Origin of the sequence: Paraburkholderia sp. Clong3 (genome assembly GCF_050436485.1) — a bacterium.
GTDB lineage: Bacteria > Pseudomonadota > Gammaproteobacteria > Burkholderiales > Burkholderiaceae > Paraburkholderia > Paraburkholderia tuberum.
Map to the genome: position 1 here is coordinate 501,915 of NZ_JBNDMH010000004.1, position 25,322 is coordinate 527,236.

The window sequence follows — 25,322 nt, forward strand, 5'->3', positions numbered from 1 at the left end:
ATGGCTCAGAAAACAGCAGACGGATTCTGGGAGAGACCGGTGAAAAGACGCCAGGCTTCAAACCGGGTCGCGAGCTGCTTTCGATAAAGCGAAGCGCGCAGCAGATGAGGCTTGAGCGCGAAGTGTTGCCGGATCGGACCGAAGCACGACAGGAACGCCTGCGTGCGCCCGGGCAGGCGGAAACCACGCATACGTCGCTCGCGTTCACGCGTGGGCTGATCTGTTCTCTGCACGGTTGTTGACGCGGGCGGCCGCCTTGACGAACACATGCGGCTTTGTCGCAGTAAGGATCAAAGAGCGAGATCGATATGCGAAGTACTGCTTATATTGCGAGCTCGTAGAATTGATCAGCGGCGGACGGATGGGTTCCGCGATCACATTTCATCTGTCCTTTGGCGATCATGTGCATAATCTCAATGCCGGCCAGAAGGATCCGGGCACAGCGAAAGGTCTTGAACCCCAGCGTGGGCCGCGTTCGTCGCTTGATCGCCCGATGATCCTGCTCAACCAGGTTATTGAGAGTAAGCGCTCATTCAACCCGCGTCTGTCAGCCCCTTGCGCTCTGATATCGAATCAGCTAAGCAGTGACATCGGTGCCGGGCGCAGGCTTGCCCAGTTTCCACGGCAAGAGGGCCTCGTAGTCGTCGGCACTATTCGCATACGGCAATGCCTTGAACAGATCAATCAGGTATTGATAGATATCGACGTTGTTGGCGCGACACGTTTCAACAAGCGAATACAAATTCGCACTTGCCTTCGCGCCAGCCACCGTGTCGCTGAAGAGCCAGTTTTTTCTTCCAATTACATATGGACGAATCGAATTTTCACAGGCGTTGTTGCATATTGGCCAGAGACCGTTTTCAACATAACGGCATAGCTTCGGCCACTGTCCGCTGAGATAGCCCAGCGCCTGTCCCAGCTTGCCCGAAGGCAATGTCGTTTCAAGATACTGATCCAGCAACGTGTGGATCCTGTTCAGCACCTTGCTGCTATATCGCCGGCGAAGTACCGTACGGCGTTGCGGCGTCATTTCCGCTTCCTTCGCGCGCGCCTCCGCGGCATAGAGCCGGCCGATCAGAAGAAGAAACTGCGTGGCGGGCTGATGGGGACCGCGCGATTCCTTGGGCAGCAGTGCTTCAGCCTCGAAGAAATAACGACGGCAATGACTCCAGCAACCCAGATGGACCAGGTCATTGGCTTTCGCGATGATGTCGTAGACATCACCGCCGTCGCTCATCAGCGCTGCGTGCTTACGCATGCCGGCCCACAGGGCGACACCATATTTTGCATCATGGCCTGACGCGTAGCTGAACAGCCGTACGGGTGGCCCGACGACATTCATCTGCACCCACATCGCACTTTTCGTCTGCGCGGCCTTGCCCGATTCCTTGAGAACCTGTACGTTGGTTTCATCGCCTTGCGCGACCTCGTCGTCGAGCAGCACATCGCGCATCAGATTGATAACCGGCTGGATCGACTGGCCGAGCCGGATCACACTCGCGGCCAACGTATTACGCGAGATGTTCCCACCAAAGCGACGCAGCAGCGCCGCGATCCGGTATAGCGGCAGCCCGTCCATGAACTTCGACAGTACGATCCATGCCAGTGCCGCTTCAGTGAACAACCCTCGGGGAATAATGCGAAGTGGTGCCGGGGCGACCTTCAGACCATGATCGCATTTCCTGCACGCATACTTGACCCGCTCGTGACGGATCACCTGGATCTTTTGCGGGATGATGTCGAGCTGCTCGCTGACCTCGACGCCGATCTCGAACAGTTCGGTGCCATCCTGCGCACAGAACCGCTCGGCCTCCGGTGTCTCGTAGCGAACCACTACGCGCGGCAACGCCGGATCCAGCGGCTTACGACCGCGCTTCTTGCGTTTGTGCGCCGCCACCTCGGTGTCCGGACCGTCTTCCAGTGCCGGCAGCGTCGCCGCTGTCGGCGCCAGCATCTCGGCTTCGTTCAGGAACAGATCTTCTTGCCGGGGATCGCGCTTCTCGCTCTTCGCACCGAACAACCTGCGCAACATGACCTGCAGCTGCTCTTTTGCGAGATCGCGTTCTACCTTCGCTACCCGCAACTCGCCGCGCAGTTCATCGTGTTCGACGCGCAACGCCTCAAGCGCATCGCGCGCGGCGATGAGCGCGTTGAATTCTTCGACGGTAATCGAGAGGCGTTCGCGGGTCATGCCGCAACCATAGCGAATCGCTGGGCCTAATGGGTATACGTATTTTTGTAGCAGCCCGAACTCACTCGAAGCTCGCCTCAGCAGCAAACGCTACGAGCGATCAAACTCGCTCGTAGCGTCGCACGGGATGCCTGTGCATTGCCTGCAGATCGATACCTTCGAGCAACCAGTGCAACTGCTCGGCGTTCAGCTCAAGCACCGTTTCGCCGCCACGTGGCCACGCGAACCTGTCAGCTTCCAGGCGGCGCAGCATTAGCCAGAATCCGTTGCGCTCCCACAGCAGCAGTTTTAGACGGTCGGTACGTCGGTTACGAAATACGTAAACCGCTCGCGCGAATGGGTCCAGCCCCAGCGCGTGCTCCACGATCGTCGACAAGCCGGCAATGCCCTTGCGGAAATCTACAGCGTCGCGATGGACGTAAACTTTCACATCAGCGTCGAAGCGGAACATGGCGGCTCCCCAGTGTCTCCACCATCGCTGTCACCAGCGCCGCATCATGACTGGCGCACTCCAGCCGCAAGACAACGCCGTTGGGCAGTTCGGCGACCAGCCATGAACCCTGAGCCGCCTGTGCGGGTATCGACATCTCGCGCGGCTCGCAGGCCACCGCATGAGCCCGGCTGACCGCAACCACGGGAACAAAGGCGGGCGAGTTCTCGACAACCTGGTCCGTGGCTACGCCGCCGGGTTGTTGCTGCTCGTACTTGCTAATCCACTTGCGCAGCAGATTTGCATTCAGCCCGTGCTCGAGAGCAATGCGGGCCACGGAAACGCCCGGCCGCAAGCAGGCCCGCACGAGTTCATCCTTGGCTTGAGGATCGAAGCGACGACGACGCCCCTCGCGCTCAAACCCCGTTACCAGGCGTTCCTTCAGTTTGCTGTCCTCTGGCATGGTGTCCACCTATTCGTTGAAGTGGACACCAGCTTGCCCTGGCATTCATCGCGACGAAAGTACGTGGTTCATTGAGCGCTTACTATTGAGATATTTGGACTGGCGGATCCTGATGGGCGCTTCACAATCGGCATTGATCGCTTCGAGCGCGGCGAGATTGGCGCTGCTTTTGTCGATGGTTACCGTCTCGGGTACACCGTTCTGGGCGATCGATTTCTCAAAGTAACGCCGGGCCGCAGTCTTGTCCCGATGGGCGCGTAGCAGAAAGTCAATGGTGTTGCCGTCCTTGTCGACGGCCCGGTAAAGATACCGCCATTCCCCCTTGACGCGGATGTACGTCTCGTCCATCCGCCAGTTCTTACCCACCGGCCGCTTGCGGCGGCGAAACACTTTCTCCAGCACCGGCAACAGCTTGATGGCCCAGCGGTGCACAGTCGAATGATCGACCGAAACGCCGCGCTCAGCCATCATGTCTATATGAACGCCTCCCGTTTGCGACGGTTTTTCGTGTGCTCAGACGACGACAGGATGGGTTGCAGCTCTATATCCGGGCTTGTTGCAGCCTGATACGCTGCGGCCCACTATGAAATCCGCTGACCCGCACCTCATTCTTCAAACGAGCTCGGAGCTCTAGCAGGCTGTTGAAATACCTCGTTTCTCCGTCATCCGGGACGAAGGAGTAAACGTTGAAGGTAATGTCATGAATGTGAGCGGGATGAAACGGATGCGCGGTGCCGATGGTTTTACGGAGTCGATGTTCACGGTGTTGAAGCTGGATGATTTTGTGCCGAAAGACCATCCGTTGCGTCCGATTCGCACGTGGCTCAACGATGCGCTCAAACGCATGGACGACGTGTTTGCCCGGATGTACGAGGCTGATGCGAAAGGTGGGCGGCCGAGCATTGCACCGGAGAAGCTGGTGCGAGCGTTACTGCTTCAGGTGCTGTACTCGATTCGCAGCGAGCGCATGTTGATGGAACAGATTTCCTACAACATGCTCTTTCGCTGGTTCGTCGGCTTGCCGATGGATGGGACGGTGTGGGACCACTCGACATTCAGCAAGAACCGCGACCGACTGCTTGAACACGATGTGCTGGTATTGCTCTTCAACGAGACGGTTGAGACTGCGCGCGAGCGTGGGCATCTGTCGGGTGAGCACTTTAGCGTTGACGGCACGCTGATTCAGGCATGGGCGGGACACAAGAGCTTTGTGCCGAAGGCAAGTCCGGACGAAGACGATACGCCGCCCGACGAACCGCCGGCGCCCCATGACAACTGGCACGGTCAGAAGCGCAGTAACGCGACGCATCAGTCCACGACCGACGAGCAGGCGCGCCTGTTTCGCAAGAGCAAAGGAACCGGTGCGATGCTTTGCTACATGGGCCATGTACTGACTGACAACCGGCACGGCCTGGTAGTCAACGCGCAGGTGACGCTGGCGACGGGCACCGCCGAGCGCGACTGCGCCGCGCAAATGCTTGCTGACGCCGCGAAGGTGGCCCAGGGCGGCATGACGGTCGGGGCAGACAGGAACTACGACACGGCCGGCTTTGTCGCCACCTGTCGAGCAAATCGCGTCACGCCTCATGTGGCGCAAAACGATGGGCGTCCAGGAGGTTCAGCGATTGACGAGCGAACCACGCGTTGGCCGGGTTACGCGGTCAGCCAGCAAAAACGTAAGCGGATTGAGCAGGTGTTCGGATGGGGCAAGACAGTCGGACGAATTCGACAGGCGATGTATCGAGGACTTGAACGCGTGGACCAGCTCTTCGTGCTGACGCAGGTCGGCTACAACCTGACGCGTATGCGCACACTTGCCCGTTGAGGGCCGGGATGCAATGGATAACATCGATATGGTGAAACCGTTAGCAGCCTCGAACGCCCGGAAACGTGTTCCGCGTATCAGAAGTGCGAACTCAGCATCCGTCGCAATGCACCTGAGTGTGTGATGGTCTAATTTCCTCGGACAGGTCGATAGGAGGACAATCCGGAATCGACGAGGAAAAAGAGCAAGATGACAAGAAGGCGCCGACAATTTGACGCCAGCTTCAAGCTGGAAGTGGTACGGATGGTACGGGACCAGGGGTTATCGGTCAGCGAAGTGTGCCGGTCGATGGACCTGGTTGAGACAGCCGTGCGGCGCTGGGTGGCTCAGTACGACGCGGAGCGTGCTGGCGGCCCTGGCGAGGGCAAACCGCTGACGGCGGAACAGCAGCGCATCCGGCAACTCGAGGCGGAGAACCGGCAATTGCGCGAGGACAATGCGCTGCTAAAAAAAGCGTCGGCCTTCTTTGCACGGGAACTGAAGTGAGTTACCGCGTGGTAACTCACTTGCAACAGGAGGCCGTATCGGTCAGTCACGCCTGCCGGGTTTTGCAGGTGAGCCGTTCTGGCTACTATGCGCACCGGCGCGCCAGACCGAGCGCAAAGAGCCTGCAGGAACAGACCCACGTCAAGGCGGCATTCACCGCCAGCGGCGCGAGCTACGGCAGCCGGCGTGTGATGCATGCGCTTCGGGAGCAAGGGCTACGTATCGGGCGCTACCGGGTGCGTACGCTGATGCGCGAAGTAGGTCTGCGCACGAGCTGGAAGCGCAAGTTCGTCTCAACGACCGACAGCAGGCATACGCTACCTGTGGCAGAGAACGTGCTCGACCGGCAGTTTGACGTGGCCGAGCCCAATCGCGCGTGGGTTTCGGACATCACGTATATCCGCACGGCGCAGGGCTGGCTGTATCTGGCGGTCGTGCTGGACCTGTACTCACGCAAGGTGGTCGGCTGGTCCATGGCGCCCATCATGCCGGCCGGACTGGTCATGTCGGCGTTGACCATGGCGCTGCAGCAGCGTCGGCCAGCGCCGGGACTGGTCCTGCATTCGGACCGGGGCAGCCAGTATGCGAGCGATGAATACCAGGCCTTGCTCAGGCAGCATCACGTGGTTTGCAGCATGAGCCGCAAGGGAAATTGTTGGGATAATTCGGTGATGGAGCGGTTCTTCCTGAACCTGAAGATGGAACGAGTGTGGCAGCGTCAGTACGCCAACCACGACGAGGCACGGCGCGACATCAACCAGTACATCATCGGTTTCTACAATGCAGTACGCCTGCACTCGACTTTGGGCTATCTGTCGCCCGCCGCCTATGAGGCGAAACCGACAGTGAAAGAACCTATCTGCCTGTCCGAAATAACTTGACCACTACAGTGCATCAACGACGGATATTTCAACAGCCTGCTAGTGTCGTGAGTTAAAAATTCATTGAAATATGTTCACTGCGTACTAAAGTGTCTTGTGTAGCACTGGTATGAGGACGTGGCGATGAGCGGAAGACCTAAGGCGGAGCTTGTGCTGAGCGAATCGGAGCACGAACAGCTTAAGGCGTTGACGATGCGACGCAAGACAGCGCAGGCGTTGGCTTTGCGAGCGCGCATCGTGCTGGCCTGTGCCGATGGCATGGACAACCGGATGGTCGCAAAGGCACAGCGTGTAAGTCAGCAGACTGTTTGCAAGTGGCGCGCGCGCTTCGTTGCAGACCGTCTGGATGGATTGCTCGACGCGCCGCGCCCGGGCGCGCCCCGAACGATCGATGATTCGCGCGTCGACGCAGTGATCGCGAAGACGCTCGAGTCTGTCCCTGCGGTGGCCACGCACTGGAGCACGCGTACGATGGCGCGCGAGATGAACCTCTCGCAAACGGCAGTGACCCGGATCTGGCGAGCTTTCGGGTTGCAGCCGCACCGGCAGGAGACCTTCAAACTTTCCAGCGATCCGCTGTTTGTCGACAAGGTTCGCGATATCGTCGGGCTTTACCTCGATCCGCCGCTCAAGGCCATGGTGTTGTGCGTGGACGAGAAGAGCCAGATCCAGGCGCTGGACCGCACGCAGCCCATCCTGCCGTTGGCACCGGGCATTCCCGAGCGGCGCACCCATGATTACATGCGTCACGGCACGACCACGCTGTTCGCGGCATTGGACATCGCCACCGGTAAAGTGATCGGGGAGTTGCACCGACGCCATCGCAGCAGCGAATTTCTGCTGTTCCTGCGCACGATCGAAGCCAACGTTCCGCGGTCGCTGGATGTGCATCTGGTGATGGATAATTACGGCACGCATAAGACGCCCTCGATCAAGGCGTGGTTCGCTCGCCATCCTCGCTTCCATGTTCATTTCACGCCGACCTCGGCGTCGTGGCTCAATCAGGTTGAACGATGGTTCGCCACGCTCACAGAGAAGTACCTTCGACGCGGCACGCATCGTTCGACCCGCCAACTCGAAGACGCCATCCGCCATTACCTTGAAGGCTACAACGCAAATCCCCATCCCTTCGCCTGGAGCAAGTCGGCCGATGAGATCCTGACCAGCCTTGAACGGTTTTGCGTGCGGGTCCAGAAGGTCGAAGGACGCGCGCGATGAACATCAATACCGACGCGATCGACGAAGTCGCCCTCGCACTTCTTTACCTGACCCTGCACGATCACAACCGGGCATGGAAGGGCTTCGACTGGGATGTGCTGAATCGGCTCTACGAACGAGGCCTCATTGGCGACCCGGTTAATAAAACGAAGTCTGTCATCTTCACCGAAGAAGGATTACGTGAGTCCGAGCGGCTCTTTAAGCAGCACTTCGTCATCGCTGACAGTACAGGACATTAATACAACGAACTTCCAACTCACGACACTAGAGATGATTCAGGTTTAACGAGTCCCGGTCCGACCTGTGTTGTCATCACATACGATTGCCAGCGCAACCTTTCGACGTGTCATTCTGTAAAAGTTGATCTTCCTGCGTGCCGCTCACCATTCAGACCGGCTTCACGCTCACGTAACCCTCTTCATACGGCCTGTCATGTGCCAGGATCGCCCAAATCATCCGGGCAGTCTTGTTGGCCTGCGCCACGATCGCCACATTCAGTGGTCGCCGCTTTTTGAGCTGCTCAATCCATGGCCCCGGCTCTTTCGCGTGGAAGAGCACACTGCGCGCGCCGTGAATCAACAACGTGCGCAGATACGTGTCACCACGCCTGCTGATCCCCTGGAGCTGGACCTTGCCACCGGATCCTGTCTGCGCTGGCACCAATCCGATCCAGGCCGCGAACTCGCGCCCCGACCGGAATGTCTTCGCGTCGCCCATCGTTGCGACCGCCGCCGTCGCCGTTAGCAGACCGACGCCCGGTATTGCAGCGATCGCCTTGCACGCCTTGTCCTCTTTCATCCACGTCTGCAGACGTCGTTCGATCTGGGCAATCTGTTTATCCAGTTCAGCCAGGCCGCTCCACTGTTCGCGCAGCGTGTCGATCAGGATCGTCGGCAAACGATCCACCAGCCGTTCCAGCACACCCGGAATCGCCTTGTCCAGCGCAGGCCGGCCCTTGCCCATCACTTCGCCGTACTCGGTCAGCAGGCCGCGCAGACTATTCGTCTGCATCGTGCGGAACTTCACCAGTTGCTCTCGCATCCGGTGCAGTCCCAGTACCGCTTGCTGCGTTTCCGTCTTCACCGCGACCGATTTGCCCGGCTGCTGCACCGCCATCCAGATCGCACGCGCATCGGCCGCATCATTCTTGTTGCCCATCACGAATGCCTTCACGAACTTCCCTGGCATCAGCTTCACCTGATGGCCCATCGCCGTGAGCTTGCGCGCCCAGTGCTGCGAGCCGCCGCAGGCTTCCATCCCGATCAGGCACGGCGACTGGTTCACAAAGTGCTCGAGAAACGCCACACGCTTGACCGGTTTGTTCACGATCTCGCCCGTTTCCGCGTCGATGTAATGGAGCTGCATCACGCTCTTTGCAATGTCCACACCTACTGTCGTAAACTTCATGTCGGACCCTCCGGTTGCCTGTGAAGATCTGCATGATCTCCCACCTTGGGCACTTTGATGCCGTTGGCCCGTGAGGGTCCACCTTCCTTCTTCGCTTCCACCGCTCACGGGTGGGAGGCGTTCATATCATTCTTCAAGGTGCCGTAGGCTCAGCGAATAGGCCACGTACCAGCGCACGCAAGTCAGAATCACGTCGAGCGGATAATGCAGGCGTTTGAGCACTCCGGCCTTACTGCAACAGAACCACCAGTTGCATGTTTTCGTCATGTCCGGTTCAAGACACTATGTCCGCAATTAGACACGGAGGCTTAAGTATTCGCCGCCGCCGAGGGGCAAAGAGTGTGTTCTTTCTCTCTTCAAGCCACGCTTTGCACAACCGTTTTGCGGCACGATGATTGCTTTGAGATGGCGAAGGATCTGTCGGACTATAGCGGTCCCGCGGTCGCCCGCCCACACAGGCAGATGAAGCTTGTTCGACTGATGCAATGCACCGCCCTAGACGCTGCACTGTTAAGTGCGGTCCCGTCAAGAAGCTTCGTCGCGTCCGTCGGAGGGGCCGCTGTCGTTCGTCGCGCTGGATAACTCTCAAGGGCGGAGGCTGGACTCAATTAGCATTGAGCACGGAACTCTCGAGCAACTCCTGACCGGTGCGGCAGGCCGTACGGAGCGCCTTGGGTGGAAGCAGCTCAACCTACGCGGGAGTGGATGAGGGATGAAGATGGTACATCGGTCTCCTCCGAGGCGCACAGATGCCTGCGAGCCAAGCGAGGGTAGTAGGCTGCAAGCTACAACTCGGTCAATCAATTCTAGCGTCTTTGTTGGTAGCGGTACGCTCGCGATCAACTGCGCGCAGCTGGCCATGGAGAGGGGCCACGATATTCGCGCGGTGCTGTGTGCCGACGCGATATTCGCCAACTGGGCGGCTCGCGCCAATGTCCCGTGCATGGCAAGTGTTGAAGAGCTCTCGAGCTTCCTGAAGACCGAGCCGGCGGAGTGGCTTTTTTCCGTTGTCAATCCGTTCATCTTGCCGGCCGATGTGTTAGGGCGGATCAGTCAAGGTGCTTTCAACTACCATGACGGCCCCTTGCCGCGATATGCCGGAACTCACGCGACGTCTTGGGCGCTGCTGGCGCAAGAGACCGAGCATGCCATCACGTGGCATCGTATCGATGACGGTGTTGATACGGGTGACGTGGCGGTTCAGCGCCACGTGTTGGTGACGCCTGCCGATACGGCGCTGACCCTGAACCTCAAATGTTACGAAGCCGCTGTCGAGGGCTTCCGCGAGCTTTTAGCTGGCTTAGCGGGGGGCAAGCTCAGTACCCGTCCGCAGGCACTGGAAAACAGAAGCTACTTTCCCAGACGTCGGCGTCCAGATGCGGCAGGTATACTGCGTTGGGATCGATCCGCGCAAGATCTGTCGGCGATGATGCGGGCCTTGGATTTTGGGCCGTATCATACCAATCCATTGGGTCTGTGCAAGGCTCTCGTAGGGGAAGAGGGTGTCGCCGTCAGGCGCTTGGAGGTGCTGCCTCGCCGTTCGGGCTTTGCGGCAGGTCGCCTGCTTGAAATCCACCCGAGCCACTGGCGTGTGGCGACGGGTACGCAGGATGTCGACGTCTGGTTTGGCAGCCTGGACGGTCAGGCTCTGGAGGCACAAGCACTCGCCGATCACTGCGATCTGGCTGAAGGCGACGCCCTTCCTGTCTTGAGCGACGATCAGGTGCGGCGCCTAACTGCTATCCATGAGGAGATAGCGCCTTCAGAGGACTTCTGGCGGCAGCGGCTTGAGCAGTTTAAAATAGTGAAGCCTCCTTTCCTGTCGTCCGGCACAGCCGAAGCGCCGGCGAGATGGCAGTCGAGTTGGTGGCTAATTCCAAGGGCCTTGACTGAGCTGTCCGTCATTGATCGGGTGGAATACCTGGTAACGGCTTGGCTGATCTATCTGGCCCGCATTAGTGGCCAGGCAGAGCTTCAGTTGGGATGGACGCCGGCGCCGAAAGCGTCGCGAGCCGGCGTGCAAGCAGTGGAGGCCCTTATCGCTTCTGCCGTGCCGACGGAAGTCACCATCGACCTTGCCGATGACTTCAAACAAATACGCAAAGTGGTGGCGGCCGAATGTGCTCAACTGAGGGAGCGCGATAGCTTTGCGCGCGATCTTATTGGGCGCTGCCCGCCATTAAAGGGGATGGAGGCGCTACGATCGCAACGGCCCTGGCCGGTTGGTATGGCGATTGCGGCAGAAAACAGTTCTGCCGTTGTTCACTCAGCCTCGAATGTGTTTTGCGAGGCAGCCCTGCCGGGCGAGTTGCTGACATTTGAGGTTTGCGCTCTGGATGGGAGCTTTCGCTGGCACTTTGATGCCAGTCGATTGGCGCCGGAGCAGGTCGAGCGCATGACACAGCATTTGCAAGCTTTGTTGTGCGGTGTGCTGGCCGATGCCGGGCAGCCGGTCGGCCACATCGAGCTTTTGTCGGCCGCCGAACGCGGCTATCTCCTGGAGGATCTGAACCGGACGGCGGCGGACTATCCTTCGCAGCTGTGCATCCACGAGCTGTTCGAGGCGCAGGTGCGCCAGGCACCGGACAGGGTGGCGGTGGTGCATGAGGCTGAGGAGCTGGGCTATGGCGAGCTCAATCGGCGCGCCAACCGCCTGGCGCATCATCTGATCGGCCTTGGGGTGAAGCCGGACCAGCCGGTGGCGATCTGCCTGGAGCGCAGCCCGGCCATGGTGGTTGGGATTCTGGCGATCCTGAAGGCGGGCGGTGCCTATGTGCCGCTCGACCCGGCCTATCCCAGCGCGCGGCTCAACCAGGTGCTTGAGGATGCCGCACCCCGGCTGCTACTTTGCGATGCGGCGGGGCGCCAGGCCCTCGGCGCGGATGCTCTTGGTCAGGTGAGCGTGGTCGACCTCGACACCGCCACGCCGGGCTGGGCCGGGCGGCCATCGTCGGATCCCGACCCGCGCGCGCTGGGGCTCACCGCGCGCCATCTTGCCTACATCATCTACACCTCAGGCTCCACCGGCACGCCCAAGGGCGTCATGGTCGAGCATCAAAGCACCGTGAACCTGCTGGGTTGGAACAGCGACGTGTTTGCGCAATCGGAGACCAGCCGCATGCTGTTCTCCACCTCGATCAGCTTCGATCTGTCTGTCTACGAGTGCTTCGGTGCGCTCTCGCAAGGGCGGCACGCTCTATCTCGTTGAGAATGCCCTGGCACTGGCGCAGGCGCCTTTGGACGTCTCGCTGATCAATACAGTACCCTCTGCCATCACCGCTCTGCTCGACGAGGAAGCAGTCCCCGCCTCGGCAAGCGTCATCAATTTGGCGGGCGAACCGCTGAGCGCAGGTCTGATCGAAAGAATCTTCGAGAACACGCGCGTCCAAAAGATTTGCAATCTGTACGCTCCTTCGGAGACCACGACGTATTCGACCTGGGTTTGCATGCCCAGGGGAGACACGGTCGTTGAGACGATCGGCCGTCCGGTCGCGAACACGCGGGTGTATCTGCTGGCCGGTGATGGCGCGCCGGTGCCGTTCGGGGCGGTTGGCGAGCTCCATATCGGCGGGGCAGGGGTGGCGCGCGGCTACCTGAACCGTGCCGGGCTGACGGCGGAGCGGTTTTTGGCCGATCCGTTCAGTGATGAGGCAGGCGCGCGGATGTACCGGACCGGGGATCTTGCGCGCTACCTTGCGGACGGCAATCTGGAGTTCCTGGGCCGCAATGACGACCAGGTGAAGATCCGCGGCTTCCGCATCGAGCCGGGCGAGATCGCGGCGCGCCTTGTCGAGCACGAGCGGGTGCGCGATGCGGTGGTGGTGGCGCGTGAGGATCGAACGGGCCAGATGCGGCTCGTCGCCTATGTGGTGTACGCGCCGGAAGCGGGAGCCCAGGAGGAAGATCAAGGCGCGCTTGCCGGCGCCTTGCGCGCGCATCTTGGCGCGCGGCTGCCCGACTACATGGTGCCGGCGGCCTTCGTGCGGCTAGCGGCGCTGCCGCTGACGGCCAACGGCAAGCTCGACCGCAAGGAGCTGCCTGTTCCCGACGACGATGCCTATGCGCGGGCCGCCCATGCGGCGCCGCAAGGCGAGATCGAGACGGCGCTGGCCGGCATCTGGGCCGAGCTTCTGGGGCTGGAGCGGGTCGGCCGTCACGACCACTTCTTCGAGCTCGGCGGTCATTCGCTGCTGGCGGTGCAGCTGATGGAGCGGCTGCGGCGGCTGTCGCTTGGGGTGGAGGTGCGCACCCTGTTCGCCAGGCCGGTGCTCTGCGATCTGGCCGCAAGCCTTGGAAGCCATCGCGAGGTGGCGGTGCCGGCCAACCTGATCGACGAGCACAGCACGTCGATCAGCCCGCAGATGCTGCCGCTGATCGAGCTGACGCAGGAAGAGATCGACCGGGTCGTCGCCACGGTGCCGGGCGGGGTCGCCAACATCCAGGACATCTATGGCCTGTCGCCGCTGCAGGAAGGCATCCTGTTCCATCATCTGTTGGCCGGGCGGGGCGATCCGTATCTGCTGGTGTCGCAAATGGCCTTTGCCGATCGCGAGCTGTTGGAGCGCTATCTTGGTGCGGTCCAGCAGGTGGTGGACCGTCACGACATGCTGCGCACGGCCTTTGTCTGGGAGGGGCTCTCGAGCCCGGCCCAGGTGGTGTGGCGTCGTGCGCGGCTGGAGATCAGCGAGCTCGAGCTGGATGAAGATGACGGCCCCGCTCATGAGCAACTGAAGCGCCGGTTCGACCCGCGTCACTATCGCATCAGCCTTGGGCGGGCACCCTTGTTGCAGTTTGTGATCGCGCGCGAGCCGGGCACGGGGCGCTGGCTGCTGCTGGAGCTGCAGCACCATTTGATCGGGGATCACACGACGCTGGACGTGATGCATGCCGAGGTGCGGGCGGTGCTGGAGGAGCGCACGCATGAGCTTGGCGCGCCGCAGCCGTTCCGCAATCTGGTGGCGCAGGCGCGGCTGGGGGTCGATGCCAAGGCGCATGAAGAGTTCTTCCGGGCGATGCTGGCCGACATCGACGAGCCGGTCCTGCCGTTCGGGTTGAGCGAGGTCCATGGCGACGGCAGCGGGATTGGCGAGGCGCATCGGAGGCTGCCGCAGGCGCTCAACGATCGGCTGCGGGCCCAGGCGCGGCGGCTGGGGGTGAGCCTGGCCAGTCTGTGCCATCTGGCCTGGGGGCAGGTGGTGGCGCGCAGCAGCGGGCGCGAGCAGGTGGTGTTCGGCACGGTGCTGTTCGGGCGCATGCATGCCGGTGCCGGCGCCGACCGTGCGCTCGGGCTGTTCATCAACACCTTGCCTGTGCGGCTCGACCTCGACGGCACCGGGGTCGAGGCGAGCGTGCGGGCCACGCATGCGCGGCTTTCCGAGCTGCTCGCGCATGAGCATGCCTCGCTGGCGCTGGCGCAACGCTGCAGCGGCGTCGCAGCACCCGCGCCGCTGTTCGGCGCGCTGCTGAACTACCGTCACAACGCGCCGGCGGCCATGGCCGGCTCCGGGACGGATGATGGTCTGTCCGGCATTGAATGGCTGGGTGGGGAGGAGCGCACCAACTATCCGCTGAGCCTGTCGGTTGAAGATTTTGGCCAGGCGCTCGCCCTCACCGCACAGGTGGCGGAGCCTGTCTCTGCGGACCGGGTCTGCGGCTACATGCAGCGGGCGCTCGAAGAGCTGACCGAGGCGCTGGAGCGGGCGCCGAACACGCCGGTGCGGGAGCTCGACATCCTGCCGGCCGCCGAGCGCGGCTATCTCCTGGAGGAGCTGAACCGGACGGCGGCGGACTATCCTTCGCAGTTGTGCATCCACGAGCTGTTCGAGGCGCAGGTGCGCCAGGCACCGGACAGGGTGGCGGTGGTGCATGAGGCTGAGGAGCTGGGCTATGGCGAGCTCAATCGGCGCGCCAACCGCCTGGCGCATCATCTGATCGGCCTTGGGGTGAAGCCGGACCAGCCGGTGGCGATCTGCCTGGAGCGCAGCCCGGCCATGGTGGTTGGGATTCTGGCGATCCTGAAGGCGGGCGGCGCCTATGTGCCGCTCGACCCGGCCTATCCCAGCGCGCGGCTCAACCAGGTGCTTGAGGATGCCGCACCCCGGCTGCTGCTTTGCGATGCGGCGGGGCGCCAGGCCCTCGGCGCGGATGCTCTTGGTCAGGTGAGCGTGGTCGACCTCGACACCGCCACGCCGGGCTGGGCCGGGCGGCCATCGTCGGATCCCGACCCGCGCGCGCTGGGGCTCACCGCGCGCCATCTTGCCTACATCATCTACACCTCAGGCTCCACCGGCACGCCCAAGGGCGTCATGGTCGAGCATCAAAGCACCGTGAACCTGCTGGGTTGGAACAGCGACGTGTTTGCGCAATCGGAGACCAGCCGCATGCTGTTCTCCACCTCGATCAGCTTCGATCTGTCTGTCTACGAGTGCTTCGGTGCGCTCTCGCAAGGCGGCACGCTCTATCTCGTTGAGAATGCCCTGGCACTGGCGCAGGCGCCTTTGGACGTCTCGCTGATCAATACAGTACCCTCTGCCATCACCGCTCTGCTCGACGAGGAAGCAGTCCCCGCCTCGGCAAGCGTCATCAATTTGGCGGGCGAACCGCTGAGCGCAGGTCTGATCGAAAGAATCTTCGAGAACACGCGCGTCCAAAAGATTTGCAATCTGTACGCTCCTTCGGAGACCACGACGTATTCGACCTGGGTTTGCATGCCCAGGGGAGACACGGTCGTTGAGACGATCGGCCGTCCGGTCGCGAACACGCGGGTGTATCTGCTGGCCGGTGATGGCGCGCCGGTGCCGTTCGGGGCGGTTGGCGAGCTCCATATCGGCGGGGCAGGGGTGGCGCGCGGCTACCTGAACCGTGCCGGGCTGACGGCGGAGCGGTTTTTGGCCGATCCGTTCAGTGATGAGGCAGGCGCGCGGATGTACCGGACCGGGGATCTTGCGCGCTACCTTGCGGACGGCAATCTGGAGTTCCTGGGCCGCAATGACGACCAGGTGAAGATCCGCGGCTTCCGCATCGAGCCGGGCGAGATCGCGGCGCGCCTTGTCGAGCACGAGCGGGTGCGCGATGCGGTGGTGGTGGCGCGTGAGGATCGAACGGGCCAGATGCGGCTCGTCGCCTATGTGGTGTACGCGCCGGAAGCGGGAGCCCAGGAGGAAGATCAAGGCGCGCTTGCCGGCGCCTTGCGCGCGCATCTTGGCGCGCGGCTGCCCGACTACATGGTGCCGGCGGCCTTCGTGCGGCTAGCGGCGCTGCCGCTGACGGCCAACGGCAAGCTCGACCGCAAGGAGCTGCCTGTTCCCGACGACGATGCCTATGCGCGGGCCGCCCATGCGGCGCCGCAAGGCGAGATCGAGACGGCGCTGGCCGGCATCTGGGCCGAGCTTCTGGGGCTGGAGCGGGTCGGCCGTCACGACCACTTCTTCGAGCTCGGCGGTCATTCGCTGCTGGCGGTGCAGCTGATGGAGCGGCTGCGGCGGCTGTCGCTTGGGGTGGAGGTGCGCACCCTGTTCGCCAGGCCGGTGCTCTGCGATCTGGCCGCAAGCCTTGGAAGCCATCGCGAGGTGGCGGTGCCGGCCAACCTGATCGACGAGCACAGCACGTCGATCAGCCCGCAGATGCTGCCGCTGATCGAGCTGACGCAGGAAGAGATCGACCGGGTCGTCGCCACGGTGCCGGGCGGGGTCGCCAACATCCAGGACATCTATGGCCTGTCGCCGCTGCAGGAAGGCATCCTGTTCCATCATCTGTTGGCCGGGCGGGGCGATCCGTATCTGCTGGTGTCGCAGATGGCCTTTGCCGATCGCGAGCTGTTGGAGCGCTATCTTGGTGCGGTCCAGCAGGTGGTGGACCGTCACGACATGCTGCGCACGGCCTTTGTCTGGGAGGGGCTCTCGAGCCCGGCCCAGGTGGTGTGGCGTCGTGCGCGGCTGGAGATCAGCGAGCTCGAGCTGGATGAAGATGACGGCCCCGCTCATGAGCAACTGAAGCGCCGGTTCGACCCGCGTCACTATCGCATCAGCCTTGGGCGGGCACCCTTGTTGCAGTTTGTGATCGCGCGCGAGCCGGGCACGGGGCGCTGGCTGCTGCTGGAGCTGCAGCACCATTTGATCGGGGATCACACGACGCTGGACGTGATGCATGCCGAGGTGCGGGCGGTGCTGGAGGAGCGCACGCATGAGCTTGGCGCGCCGCAGCCGTTCCGCAATCTGGTGGCGCAGGCGCGGCTGGGGGTCGATGCCAAGGCGCATGAAGAGTTCTTCCGGGCGATGCTGGCCGACATCGACGAGCCGGTCCTGCCGTTCGGGTTGAGCGAGGTCCATGGCGACGGCAGCGGGATTGGCGAGGCGCATCGGAGGCTGCCGCAGGCGCTCAACGATCGGCTGCGGGCCCAGGCGCGGCGGCTGGGGGTGAGCCTGGCCAGTCTGTGCCATCTGGCCTGGGGGCAGGTGGTGGCGCGCAGCAGCGGGCGCGAGCAGGTGGTGTTCGGCACGGTGCTGTTCGGGCGCATGCATGCCGGTGCCGGCGCCGACCGTGCGCTCGGGCTGTTCATCAACACCTTGCCTGTGCGGCTCGACCTCGACGGCACCGGGGTCGAGGCGAGCGTGCGGGCCACGCATGCGCGGCTTTCCGAGCTGCTCGCGCATGAGCATGCCTCGCTGGCGCTGGCGCAACGCTGCAGCGGCGTCGCAGCACCCGCGCCGCTGTTCGGCGCGCTGCTGAACTACCGTCACAACGCGCCGGCGGCCATGGCCGGCTCCGGGACGGATGATGGTCTGTCCGGCATTGAATGGCTGGGTGGGGAGGAGCGCACCAACTATCCGCTGAGCCTGTCGGTTGAAGATTTTGGCCAGGCGCTCGCCCTCACCGCACAGGTGGCGGAGCCTGTCTCTGCGGACCGGGTCTGCGGCTACATGCAGCGGGCGCTCGAAGAGCTGACCGAGGCGCTGGAGCGGGCGCCGAACACGCCGGTGCGGGAGCTCGACATCCTGCCGGCCGCCGAGCGCGGCTATCTCCTGGAGGAGCTGAACCGGACGGCGGCGGACTATCCTTCGCAGCTGTGCATCCACGAGCTGTTCGAGGCGCAGGTGCGCCAGGCACCGGACAGGGTGGCGGTGGTGCATGAGGCTGAGGAGCTGGGCTATGGCGAGCTCAATCGGCGCGCCAACCGCCTGGCGCATCATCTGATCGGCCTTGGGGTGAAGCCGGACCAGCCGGTGGCGATCTGCCTGGAGCGCAGCCCGGCCATGGTGGTTGGGATTCTGGCGATCCTGAAGGCGGGCGGCGCCTATGTGCCGCTCGACCCGGCCTATCCCAGCGCGCGGCTCAACCAGGTGCTTGAGGATGCCGCACCCCGGCTGCTGCTTTGCGATGCGGCGGGGCGCCAGGCCCTCGGCGCGGATGCTCTTGGTCAGGTGAGCGTGGTCGACCTCGACACCGCCACGCCGGGCTGGGCCGGGCGGCCATCGTCGGATCCCGACCCGCGCGCGCTGGGGCTCACCGCGCGCCATCTTGCCTACATCATCTACACCTCAGGCTCCACCGGCACGCCCAAGGGCGTCATGGTCGAGCATCGGGGCTTGGTCAATCTGGGGCTGGCTCAGATCGGGCTTTTTGACGTTGGTTCAAACAGCCGTGTGGTGCAGTTCGCCTCCTTGGGTTTTGATGCAAGCGCCTCGGAAATTGTTATGGCGTTTGGCTCAGGAGCCGCATTGCATTTGCCTTCGGATGAGCTCCGTCAAGCGAGTACCAAGCTATCAGACTATCTGCGAAGCGGAGCCATCACTCATGCGACGTTGCCTCCAGCATTACTTCAGGAAGGCAGGAATGTGGAATATTTGGCGTCGCAAGCTCTCATTCTTGCTGGAGAGCTGCCGAAGGCTGAACTCATCCGACACCTGCCTGCAGCATCTATCGTCAACGCCTATGGACCTACCGAAACAACGGTCTGTGCGACGACATGGAGTTGTCCGGCTGCTTTTGATGAGGCAATCGTCCCGATCGGCCGTCCGATCGCGAACACGCGGGTGTATCTGCTGGCCGGTGATGGCGCGCCGGTGCCGTTCGGGGCGGTTGGCGAGCTCCATATCGGCGGGGCAGGGGTGGCGCGCGGCTACCTGAACCGTGCCGGGCTGACGGCGGAGCGGTTTTTGGCCGATCCGTTCAGTGATGAGGCAGGCGCGCGGATGTACCGGACCGGGGATCTTGCGCGCTACCTTGCGGACGGCAATCTGGAGTTCCTGGGCCGCAATGACGACCAGGTGAAGATCCGCGGCTTCCGCATCGAGCCGGGCGAGATCGCGGCGCGCCTTGTCGAGCACGAGCGGGTGCGCGATGCGGTGGTGGTGGCGCGTGAGGATCGAACGGGCCAGATGCGGCTCGTCGCCTATGTGGTGTACGCGCCGGAAGCGGGAGCCCAGGAGGAAGATCAAGGCGCGCTTGCCGGCGCCTTGCGCGCGCATCTTGGCGCGCGGCTGCCCGACTACATGGTGCCGGCGGCCTTCGTGCGGCTAGCGGCGCTGCCGCTGACGGCCAACGGCAAGCTCGACCGCAAGGAGCTGCCTGTTCCCGACGACGATGCCTATGCGCGGGCCGCCCATGCGGCGCCGCAAGGCGAGATCGAGACGGCGCTGGCCGGCATCTGGGCCGAGCTTCTGGGGCTGGAGCGGGTCGGCCGTCACGACCACTTCTTCGAGCTCGGCGGTCATTCGCTGCTGGCGGTGCAGCTGTTGAGCCGGCTGTCGCGGGCTGTTGGCGTGGACGTGCCGCTGACGACGCTGTTCGCCAGGCCGGTGCTTGCCGATCTGGCGGCAAGCATTGTCGAGGTGTTGAGCCGCTCTGGCCCGCACGAGCTGCCGGCGATCATGGCGGTGTCGCGCGAGCAGCCGCTCGTGCTGTCGTTCGCACAGCAGCGGCTGTGGTTCTTGGCGCAGCTGGATGAGGCCAGCACCAACTACCACATACCGCTGGCCTTGCGGCTTACGGGTCGGCTCGAGCGGGCCGCATGGCAACTGAGCCTTGACCGTCTGTTTGCGCGTCATGAGGCGTTGCGCAATGTCTTTGTCGCGCCGCAAGGCAAGCCCCGGGTCGAGGTCCTGCCGCCGGATGCGGGTCTGCCGCTGGTCGAGCACGATCTATCCGGCCGGCCGGATGCCGAGACCGCACTTTTGGATCTGTGCCGTGAAGAGGCGGACACGCCGTTTGATCTGTCGCGCGGGCCGCTGATCCGCGCTCGTCTGATCCGGCTGTCGGATGAGGAGCACGTCTTTCTGCTGACGCAGCATCACATCGTCTCGGACGGCTGGTCGATGGGCGTCCTGGTGCGTGAACTGAGCAGCCTTTACCGGGCGTTCGTGGCTGGGCAGGACGATCCTTTGCCGCCGCTTGCGATCCAGTATGGAGACTATGCCGCCTGGCAACGGCAGTGGCTGTCGGGGGAGCGGCTGCACAGCCAGGCGCAGTACTGGCGCGACACCCTGTCGGGCGCTCCGGCCTGTCTTGGCTTGCCGACGGACCGTCCGCGGCCGGCGCAGCAGTCGTTTGCCGGGGCCGGTGTGCCGGTCGTCATCGATGCGGCTCTGACGCGGGGGCTGAAGCGGCTGGCCCGGCAGCATGGCACGACGGTGTTCATGGCGGTGCTGGCGGCCTGGGCGGCGGTGCTCTCGCGTCTGTCGGGGCAGGACGACGTTGTGATCGGTGTGCCGAGCGCCAATCGCGGCCGGCGCGAGGTGGAGGAGCTGATCGGCTTCTTCGTCAACACGCTCGCGCTTCGCCTGGACCTGTCGGGCGCGCCGAGCGTGGCCGAGCTTTTGGAGCGCACGCGGCGCACGGCGCTGGCCGCGCAGGAGCATCAGGACCTGCCGTTCGAGCAGGTGGTTGAGATCGTCAAGCCGCCGCGCGCGCTCGATCACACGCCGTTGTTCCAGGCGATGCTGGCCTGGCAGAACGAGGCCGTCGAGACGCTCGATCTGCCAGGGCTGAGCGTGGAGGCAACCGGCAATGGCTTCGCTCAGGTCAGGTTCGACCTGGAGCTGAGCCTTGGCGAGTGCGGCGAGGAGATTGCCGGATCGCTGCACTATGCCACGGCGCTGTTCGATCAAGCGACGATCGGGCGGCAGCGCGGTTATCTTTTGGCCTTGCTGCGGGCGATGGTTGCCGATGCCGGGCAGCCGGTCGGCCGCATCGAGCTTTTGTCGGCCGCCGAGCGCGGCTATCTCCTGGAGGAGCTGAACCGGACGGCGGCGGACTATCCTTCGCAGCTGTGCATCCACGAGCTGTTCGAGGCGCAGGTGCGCCAGGCACCGGACAGGGTGGCGGTGGTGCATGAGGCTGAGGAGCTGGGCTATGGCGAGCTCAATCGGCGCGCCAACCGCCTGGCGCATCATCTGATCGGCCTTGGGGTGAAGCCGGACCAGCCGGTGGCGATCTGCCTGGAGCGCAGCCCGGCCATGGTGGTTGGGATTCTGGCGATCCTGAAGGCGGGCGGCGCCTATGTGCCGCTCGACCCGGCCTATCCCAGCGCGCGGCTCAACCAGGTGCTTGAGGATGCCGCACCCCGGCTGCTGCTTTGCGATGCGGCGGGGCGCCAGGCCCTCGGCGCGGATGCTCTTGGTCAGGTGAGCGTGGTCGACCTCGACACCGCCACGCCGGGCTGGGCCGGGCGGCCATCGTCGGATCCCGACCCGCGCGCGCTGGGGCTCACCGCGCGCCATCTTGCCTACATCATCTACACCTCAGGCTCCACCGGCACGCCCAAGGGCGTCATGGTCGAGCATCAAAGCCTGGTCAACCTTACAGCATGGCATGTGCAAACGTTCTGTCCGCAACCAGAAACCTGCTGCACACTCACGGCCGGATTAGCATCCGATGCCAGCGCTTGGGAGCTATGGTCTGCCTTATACAATCGTAGCACCTTGCTGCTCCCACCCAGAGCGGCAGCGGGAGATTCCTCGCGTCTGTTGCAATGGTGGCGTGATCAATCGTTGGAGACTGCCTTCTTAGTTACGCCGCTGGCTACAACCGCGCTGGAAGACAAGCTGGTAAATCTCACGTTGGAGTACTTGCTGATCGGCGGTGATCGTCTCCAGCGCGTGCCTTCCCTGCTACCGTCGCCTCTCAAGCTAATAAACAACTATGGCCCTACTGAAGTTACCGTCGTGGCGACCTCGGGACGGATCTTCAGTGACAACGTTGTGCCACATATCGGCCGTCCGGTCGCGAACACGCGGGTGTATCTGCTGGCCGGTGATGGCGCGCCGGTGCCGTTCGGGGCGGTTGGCGAGCTCCATATCGGCGGGGCAGGGGTGGCGCGCGGCTACCTGAACCGTGCCGGGCTGACGGCGGAGCGGTTTTTGGCCGATCCGTTCAGTGATGAGGCAGGCGCGCGGATGTACCGGACCGGGGATCTTGCGCGCTACCTTGCGGACGGCAATCTGGAGTTCCTGGGCCGCAATGACGACCAGGTGAAGATCCGCGGCTTCCGCATCGAGCCGGGCGAGATCGCGGCGCGCCTTGTCGAGCACGAGCGGGTGCGCGATGCGGTGGTGGTGGCGCGTGAGGATCGAACGGGCCAGATGCGGCTCGTCGCCTATGTGGTGTACGCGCCGGAAGCGGGAGCCCAGCACGAAGCGGGAGCCCAGGAGGAAGATCAAGGCGCGCTTGCCGGCGCCTTGCGCGCGCATCTTGGCGCGCGGCTGCCCGACTACATGGTGCCGGCGGCCTTCGTGCGGCTAGCGGCGCTGCCGCTGACGGCCAACGGCAAGCTCGACCGCAAGGAGCTGCCTGTTCCCGACGACGATGCCTATGCGCGGGCCGCCCATGCGGCGCCGCAAGGCGAGATCGAGACGGCGCTGGCCGGCATCTGGGCCGAGCTTCTGGGGCTGGAGCGGGTCGGCCGTCACGACCACTTCTTCGAGCTCGGCGGTCATTCGCTGCTGGCGGTGCAGCTGATGGAGCGGCTGCGGCGGCTGTCGCTTGGGGTGGAGGTGCGCACCCTGTTCGCCAGGCCGGTGCTCTGCGATCTGGCCGCAAGCCTTGGAAGCCATCGCGAGGTGGCGGTGCCGGCCAACCTGATCGACGAGCACAGCACGTCGATCAGCCCGCAGATGCTGCCGCTGATCGAGCTGACGCAGGAAGAGATCGACCGGGTCGTCGCCACGGTGCCGGGCGGGGTCGCCAACATCCAGGACATCTATGGCCTGTCGCCGCTGCAGGAAGGCATCCTGTTCCATCATCTGTTGGCCGGGCGGGGCGATCCGTATCTGCTGGTGTCGCAGATGGCCTTTGCCGATCGCGAGCTGTTGGAGCGCTATCTTGGTGCGGTCCAGCAGGTGGTGGACCGTCACGACATGCTGCGCACGGCCTTTGTCTGGGAGGGGCTCTCGAGCCCGGCCCAGGTGGTGTGGCGTCGTGCGCGGCTGGAGATCAGCGAGCTCGAGCTGGATGAAGATGACGGCCCCGCTCATGAGCAACTGAAGCGCCGGTTCGACCCGCGTCACTATCGCATCAGCCTTGGGCGGGCACCCTTGTTGCAGTTTGTGATCGCGCGCGAGCCGGGCACGGGGCGCTGGCTGCTGCTGGAGCTGCAGCACCATTTGATCGGGGATCACACGACGCTGGACGTGATGCATGCCGAGGTGCGGGCGGTGCTGGAGGAGCGCACGCATGAGCTTGGCGCGCCGCAGCCGTTCCGCAATCTGGTGGCGCAGGCGCGGCTGGGGGTCGATGCCAAGGCGCATGAAGAGTTCTTCCGGGCGATGCTGGCCGACATCGACGAGCCGGTCCTGCCGTTCGGGTTGAGCGAGGTCCATGGCGACGGCAGCGGGATTGGCGAGGCGCATCGGAGGCTGCCGCAGGCGCTCAACGATCGGCTGCGGGCCCAGGCGCGGCGGCTGGGGGTGAGCCTGGCCAGTCTGTGCCATCTGGCCTGGGGGCAGGTGGTGGCGCGCAGCAGCGGGCGCGAGCAGGTGGTGTTCGGCACGGTGCTGTTCGGGCGCATGCATGCCGGTGCCGGCGCCGACCGTGCGCTCGGGCTGTTCATCAACACCTTGCCTGTGCGGCTCGACCTCGACGGCACCGGGGTCGAGGCGAGCGTGCGGGCCACGCATGCGCGGCTTTCCGAGCTGCTCGCGCATGAGCATGCCTCGCTGGCGCTGGCGCAACGCTGCAGCGGCGTCGCAGCACCCGCGCCGCTGTTCGGCGCGCTGCTGAACTACCGTCACAACGCGCCGGCGGCCATGGCCGGCTCCGGGACGGATGATGGTCTGTCCGGCATTGAATGGCTGGGTGGGGAGGAGCGCACCAACTATCCGCTGAGCCTGTCGGTTGAAGATTTTGGCCAGGCGCTCGCCCTCACCGCACAGGTGGCGGAGCCTGTCTCTGCGGACCGGGTCTGCGGCTACATGCAGCGGGCGCTCGAAGAGCTGACCGAGGCGCTGGAGCGGGCGCCGAACACGCCGGTGCGGGAGCTCGACATCCTGCCGGCCGCCGAGCGCGGCTATCTCCTGGAGGAGCTGAACCGGACGGCGGCGGACTATCCTTCGCAGCTGTGCATCCACGAGCTGTTCGAGGCGCAGGTGCGCCAGGCACCGGACAGGGTGGCGGTGGTGCATGAGGCTGAGGAGCTGGGCTATGGCGAGCTCAATCGGCGCGCCAACCGCCTGGCGCATCATCTGATCGGCCTTGGGGTGAAGCCGGACCAGCCGGTGGCGATCTGCCTGGAGCGCAGCCCGGCCATGGTGGTTGGGATTCTGGCGATCCTGAAGGCGGGCGGCGCCTATGTGCCGCTCGACCCGGCCTATCCCAGCGCGCGGCTCAACCAGGTGCTTGAGGATGCCGCACCCCGGCTGCTGCTTTGCGATGCGGCGGGGCGCCAGGCCCTCGGCGCGGATGCTCTTGGTCAGGTGAGCGTGGTCGACCTCGACACCGCCACGCCGGGCTGGGCCGGGCGGCCATCGTCGGATCCCGACCCGCGCGCGCTGGGACTCACCGCGCGCCATCTTGCCTACATCATCTACACCTCAGGCTCCACCGGCACGCCCAAGGGCGTCATGGTCGAGCATCAAAGCCTGGTCAACCTTACAGCATGGCATGTGCAAACGTTCTGTCCGCAATCAGAAACCTGCTGCACTGTCACGGCCGGATTAGCATCCGATGCCAGCGCTTGGGAGCTATGGTCTGCCTTATACAATCGTAGCACCTTGCTGCTCCCACCCAGAGCGGCAGCGGGAGATTCCTCGCGTCTGTTGCAATGGTGGCGTGATCAATCGTTGGAGACTGCCTTCTTAGTTACGCCGCTGGCTACAACCGCGCTGGAAGACAAGCTGGTAAATCACGTTGGAGTACTTGCTGATCGGCGGTGATCGTCTCCAGCGCGTGCCTTCCCTGCTACCGTCGCCTCTCAAGCTAATAAACAACTA

10 protein-coding genes and 4 pseudogenes are annotated in these 25,322 nt (G+C 63.7%); 6 read left to right on the forward strand and 8 right to left on the reverse strand.

What is annotated here, in order from left to right; translation table 11 throughout:
• Positions 1-5: 5 nt before the first annotated feature.
• The 6 genes and pseudogenes from OKW30_RS40630 to OKW30_RS40655 all read right to left on the reverse strand — a co-directional run.
• Positions 6-270, reverse strand: a pseudogene (locus OKW30_RS40630) (IS6 family transposase); the annotation flags it as partial.
• Between the two features lie 52 nt (positions 271-322).
• A pseudogene (locus OKW30_RS40635) lies at positions 323-520 on the reverse strand (DDE-type integrase/transposase/recombinase); the annotation flags it as partial.
• A 57-nt stretch (positions 521-577) separates the two neighbouring features.
• Positions 578-2,191 (reverse strand): IS66 family transposase, encoded by a 1,614-nt coding sequence (gene tnpC / locus OKW30_RS40640; protein ID WP_429349635.1) that lies wholly within the window; start codon positions 2,189-2,191, stop codon positions 578-580.
• 100 nt (positions 2,192-2,291) lie between these two features.
• Positions 2,292-2,642, reverse strand: a complete 351-nt coding sequence (tnpB, locus tag OKW30_RS40645) for an IS66 family insertion sequence element accessory protein TnpB (RefSeq protein ID WP_429346560.1) — start codon at positions 2,640-2,642, stop codon at positions 2,292-2,294.
• Positions 2,623-3,084, reverse strand: a complete 462-nt coding sequence (gene tnpA / locus OKW30_RS40650; protein ID WP_429346559.1) for an IS66-like element accessory protein TnpA — start codon at positions 3,082-3,084, stop codon at positions 2,623-2,625. The genes tnpB and tnpA overlap by 20 nt, the downstream gene beginning before the upstream one ends.
• A 63-nt stretch (positions 3,085-3,147) precedes the next feature.
• Positions 3,148-3,558, reverse strand: a pseudogene (locus OKW30_RS40655) (IS6 family transposase); the annotation flags it as partial.
• Between the two features lie 250 nt (positions 3,559-3,808).
• Between OKW30_RS40655 and OKW30_RS40660 the strand changes: the two are divergent.
• The 4 genes from OKW30_RS40660 to OKW30_RS40675 all read left to right on the forward strand — a co-directional run bounded on the left by OKW30_RS40660 (position 3,809) and on the right by OKW30_RS40675 (position 7,733).
• Entirely contained in the window at positions 3,809-4,909 is a 1,101-nt protein-coding gene (locus OKW30_RS40660) for an IS5 family transposase (RefSeq protein WP_429349636.1), read from the forward strand.
• Between the two features lie 189 nt (positions 4,910-5,098).
• Positions 5,099-6,276 (forward strand): IS3 family transposase gene (locus tag OKW30_RS40665; protein ID WP_429346194.1). Its coding sequence is split into 2 segments (ribosomal slippage): positions 5,099-5,366 and positions 5,366-6,276, totalling 1,179 coding nucleotides; the frame shifts between segments, so codons are not numbered across the junction.
• Between the two features lie 123 nt (positions 6,277-6,399).
• The gene (locus OKW30_RS40670; RefSeq protein ID WP_429349633.1) at positions 6,400-7,494 is read left to right on the forward strand and encodes an IS630 family transposase; all 1,095 of its coding nucleotides are present in this window, start codon (positions 6,400-6,402) and stop codon (positions 7,492-7,494) included.
• Positions 7,491-7,733, forward strand: coding sequence for a DUF6429 family protein (locus tag OKW30_RS40675; RefSeq protein WP_187620085.1), 243 nt, complete (start codon positions 7,491-7,493; stop codon positions 7,731-7,733). The genes OKW30_RS40670 and OKW30_RS40675 overlap by 4 nt, the downstream gene beginning before the upstream one ends.
• Positions 7,734-7,881: 148 nt before the next feature.
• Here OKW30_RS40675 and OKW30_RS40680 read toward each other — a convergent pair whose 3' ends face one another.
• Positions 7,882-8,901, reverse strand: coding sequence for an IS110 family transposase (locus tag OKW30_RS40680; RefSeq protein WP_429349563.1), 1,020 nt, complete (start codon positions 8,899-8,901; stop codon positions 7,882-7,884).
• Between the two features lie 129 nt (positions 8,902-9,030).
• A pseudogene (locus OKW30_RS40685) lies at positions 9,031-9,168 on the reverse strand (IS6 family transposase); the annotation flags it as partial.
• A 592-nt stretch (positions 9,169-9,760) separates the two neighbouring features.
• On the opposite strand from OKW30_RS40685, the gene OKW30_RS40690 reads away from it, so the two are divergent.
• Positions 9,761-12,109: an AMP-binding protein gene (locus OKW30_RS40690; RefSeq protein ID WP_429349571.1), complete on the forward strand. Its 2,349-nt coding sequence runs from the start codon at positions 9,761-9,763 to the stop codon at positions 12,107-12,109.
• A complete protein-coding gene (locus OKW30_RS40695) occupies positions 12,072-25,265 on the forward strand; it encodes an amino acid adenylation domain-containing protein (RefSeq protein WP_429349572.1) in 13,194 nt (4,397 codons plus the stop codon). Before OKW30_RS40690 ends, OKW30_RS40695 begins: the two co-directional genes overlap by 38 nt.
• Positions 25,266-25,322 lie beyond the last annotated feature (57 nt).

What these genes read in the sequence shown, in the direction of transcription:
- tnpC (WP_429349635.1), bottom strand. Translation starts at nt 2,191, where the DNA reads ATGACCCGCGAACGCCTCTCGATTACCGTCGAAGAATTCAACGCGCTC.
- tnpB (WP_429346560.1), bottom strand. Translation starts at nt 2,642, where the DNA reads ATGTTCCGCTTCGACGCTGATGTGAAAGTTTACGTCCATCGCGACGCT.
- tnpA (WP_429346559.1), bottom strand. Translation starts at nt 3,084, where the DNA reads ATGCCAGAGGACAGCAAACTGAAGGAACGCCTGGTAACGGGGTTTGAG.
- OKW30_RS40660 (WP_429349636.1), top strand. Translation starts at nt 3,809, where the DNA reads ATGCGCGGTGCCGATGGTTTTACGGAGTCGATGTTCACGGTGTTGAAG.
- OKW30_RS40670 (WP_429349633.1), top strand. Translation starts at nt 6,400, where the DNA reads ATGAGCGGAAGACCTAAGGCGGAGCTTGTGCTGAGCGAATCGGAGCAC.
- OKW30_RS40675 (WP_187620085.1), top strand. Translation starts at nt 7,491, where the DNA reads ATGAACATCAATACCGACGCGATCGACGAAGTCGCCCTCGCACTTCTT.
- OKW30_RS40680 (WP_429349563.1), bottom strand. Translation starts at nt 8,901, where the DNA reads ATGAAGTTTACGACAGTAGGTGTGGACATTGCAAAGAGCGTGATGCAG.
- OKW30_RS40690 (WP_429349571.1), top strand. Translation starts at nt 9,761, where the DNA reads ATGGAGAGGGGCCACGATATTCGCGCGGTGCTGTGTGCCGACGCGATA.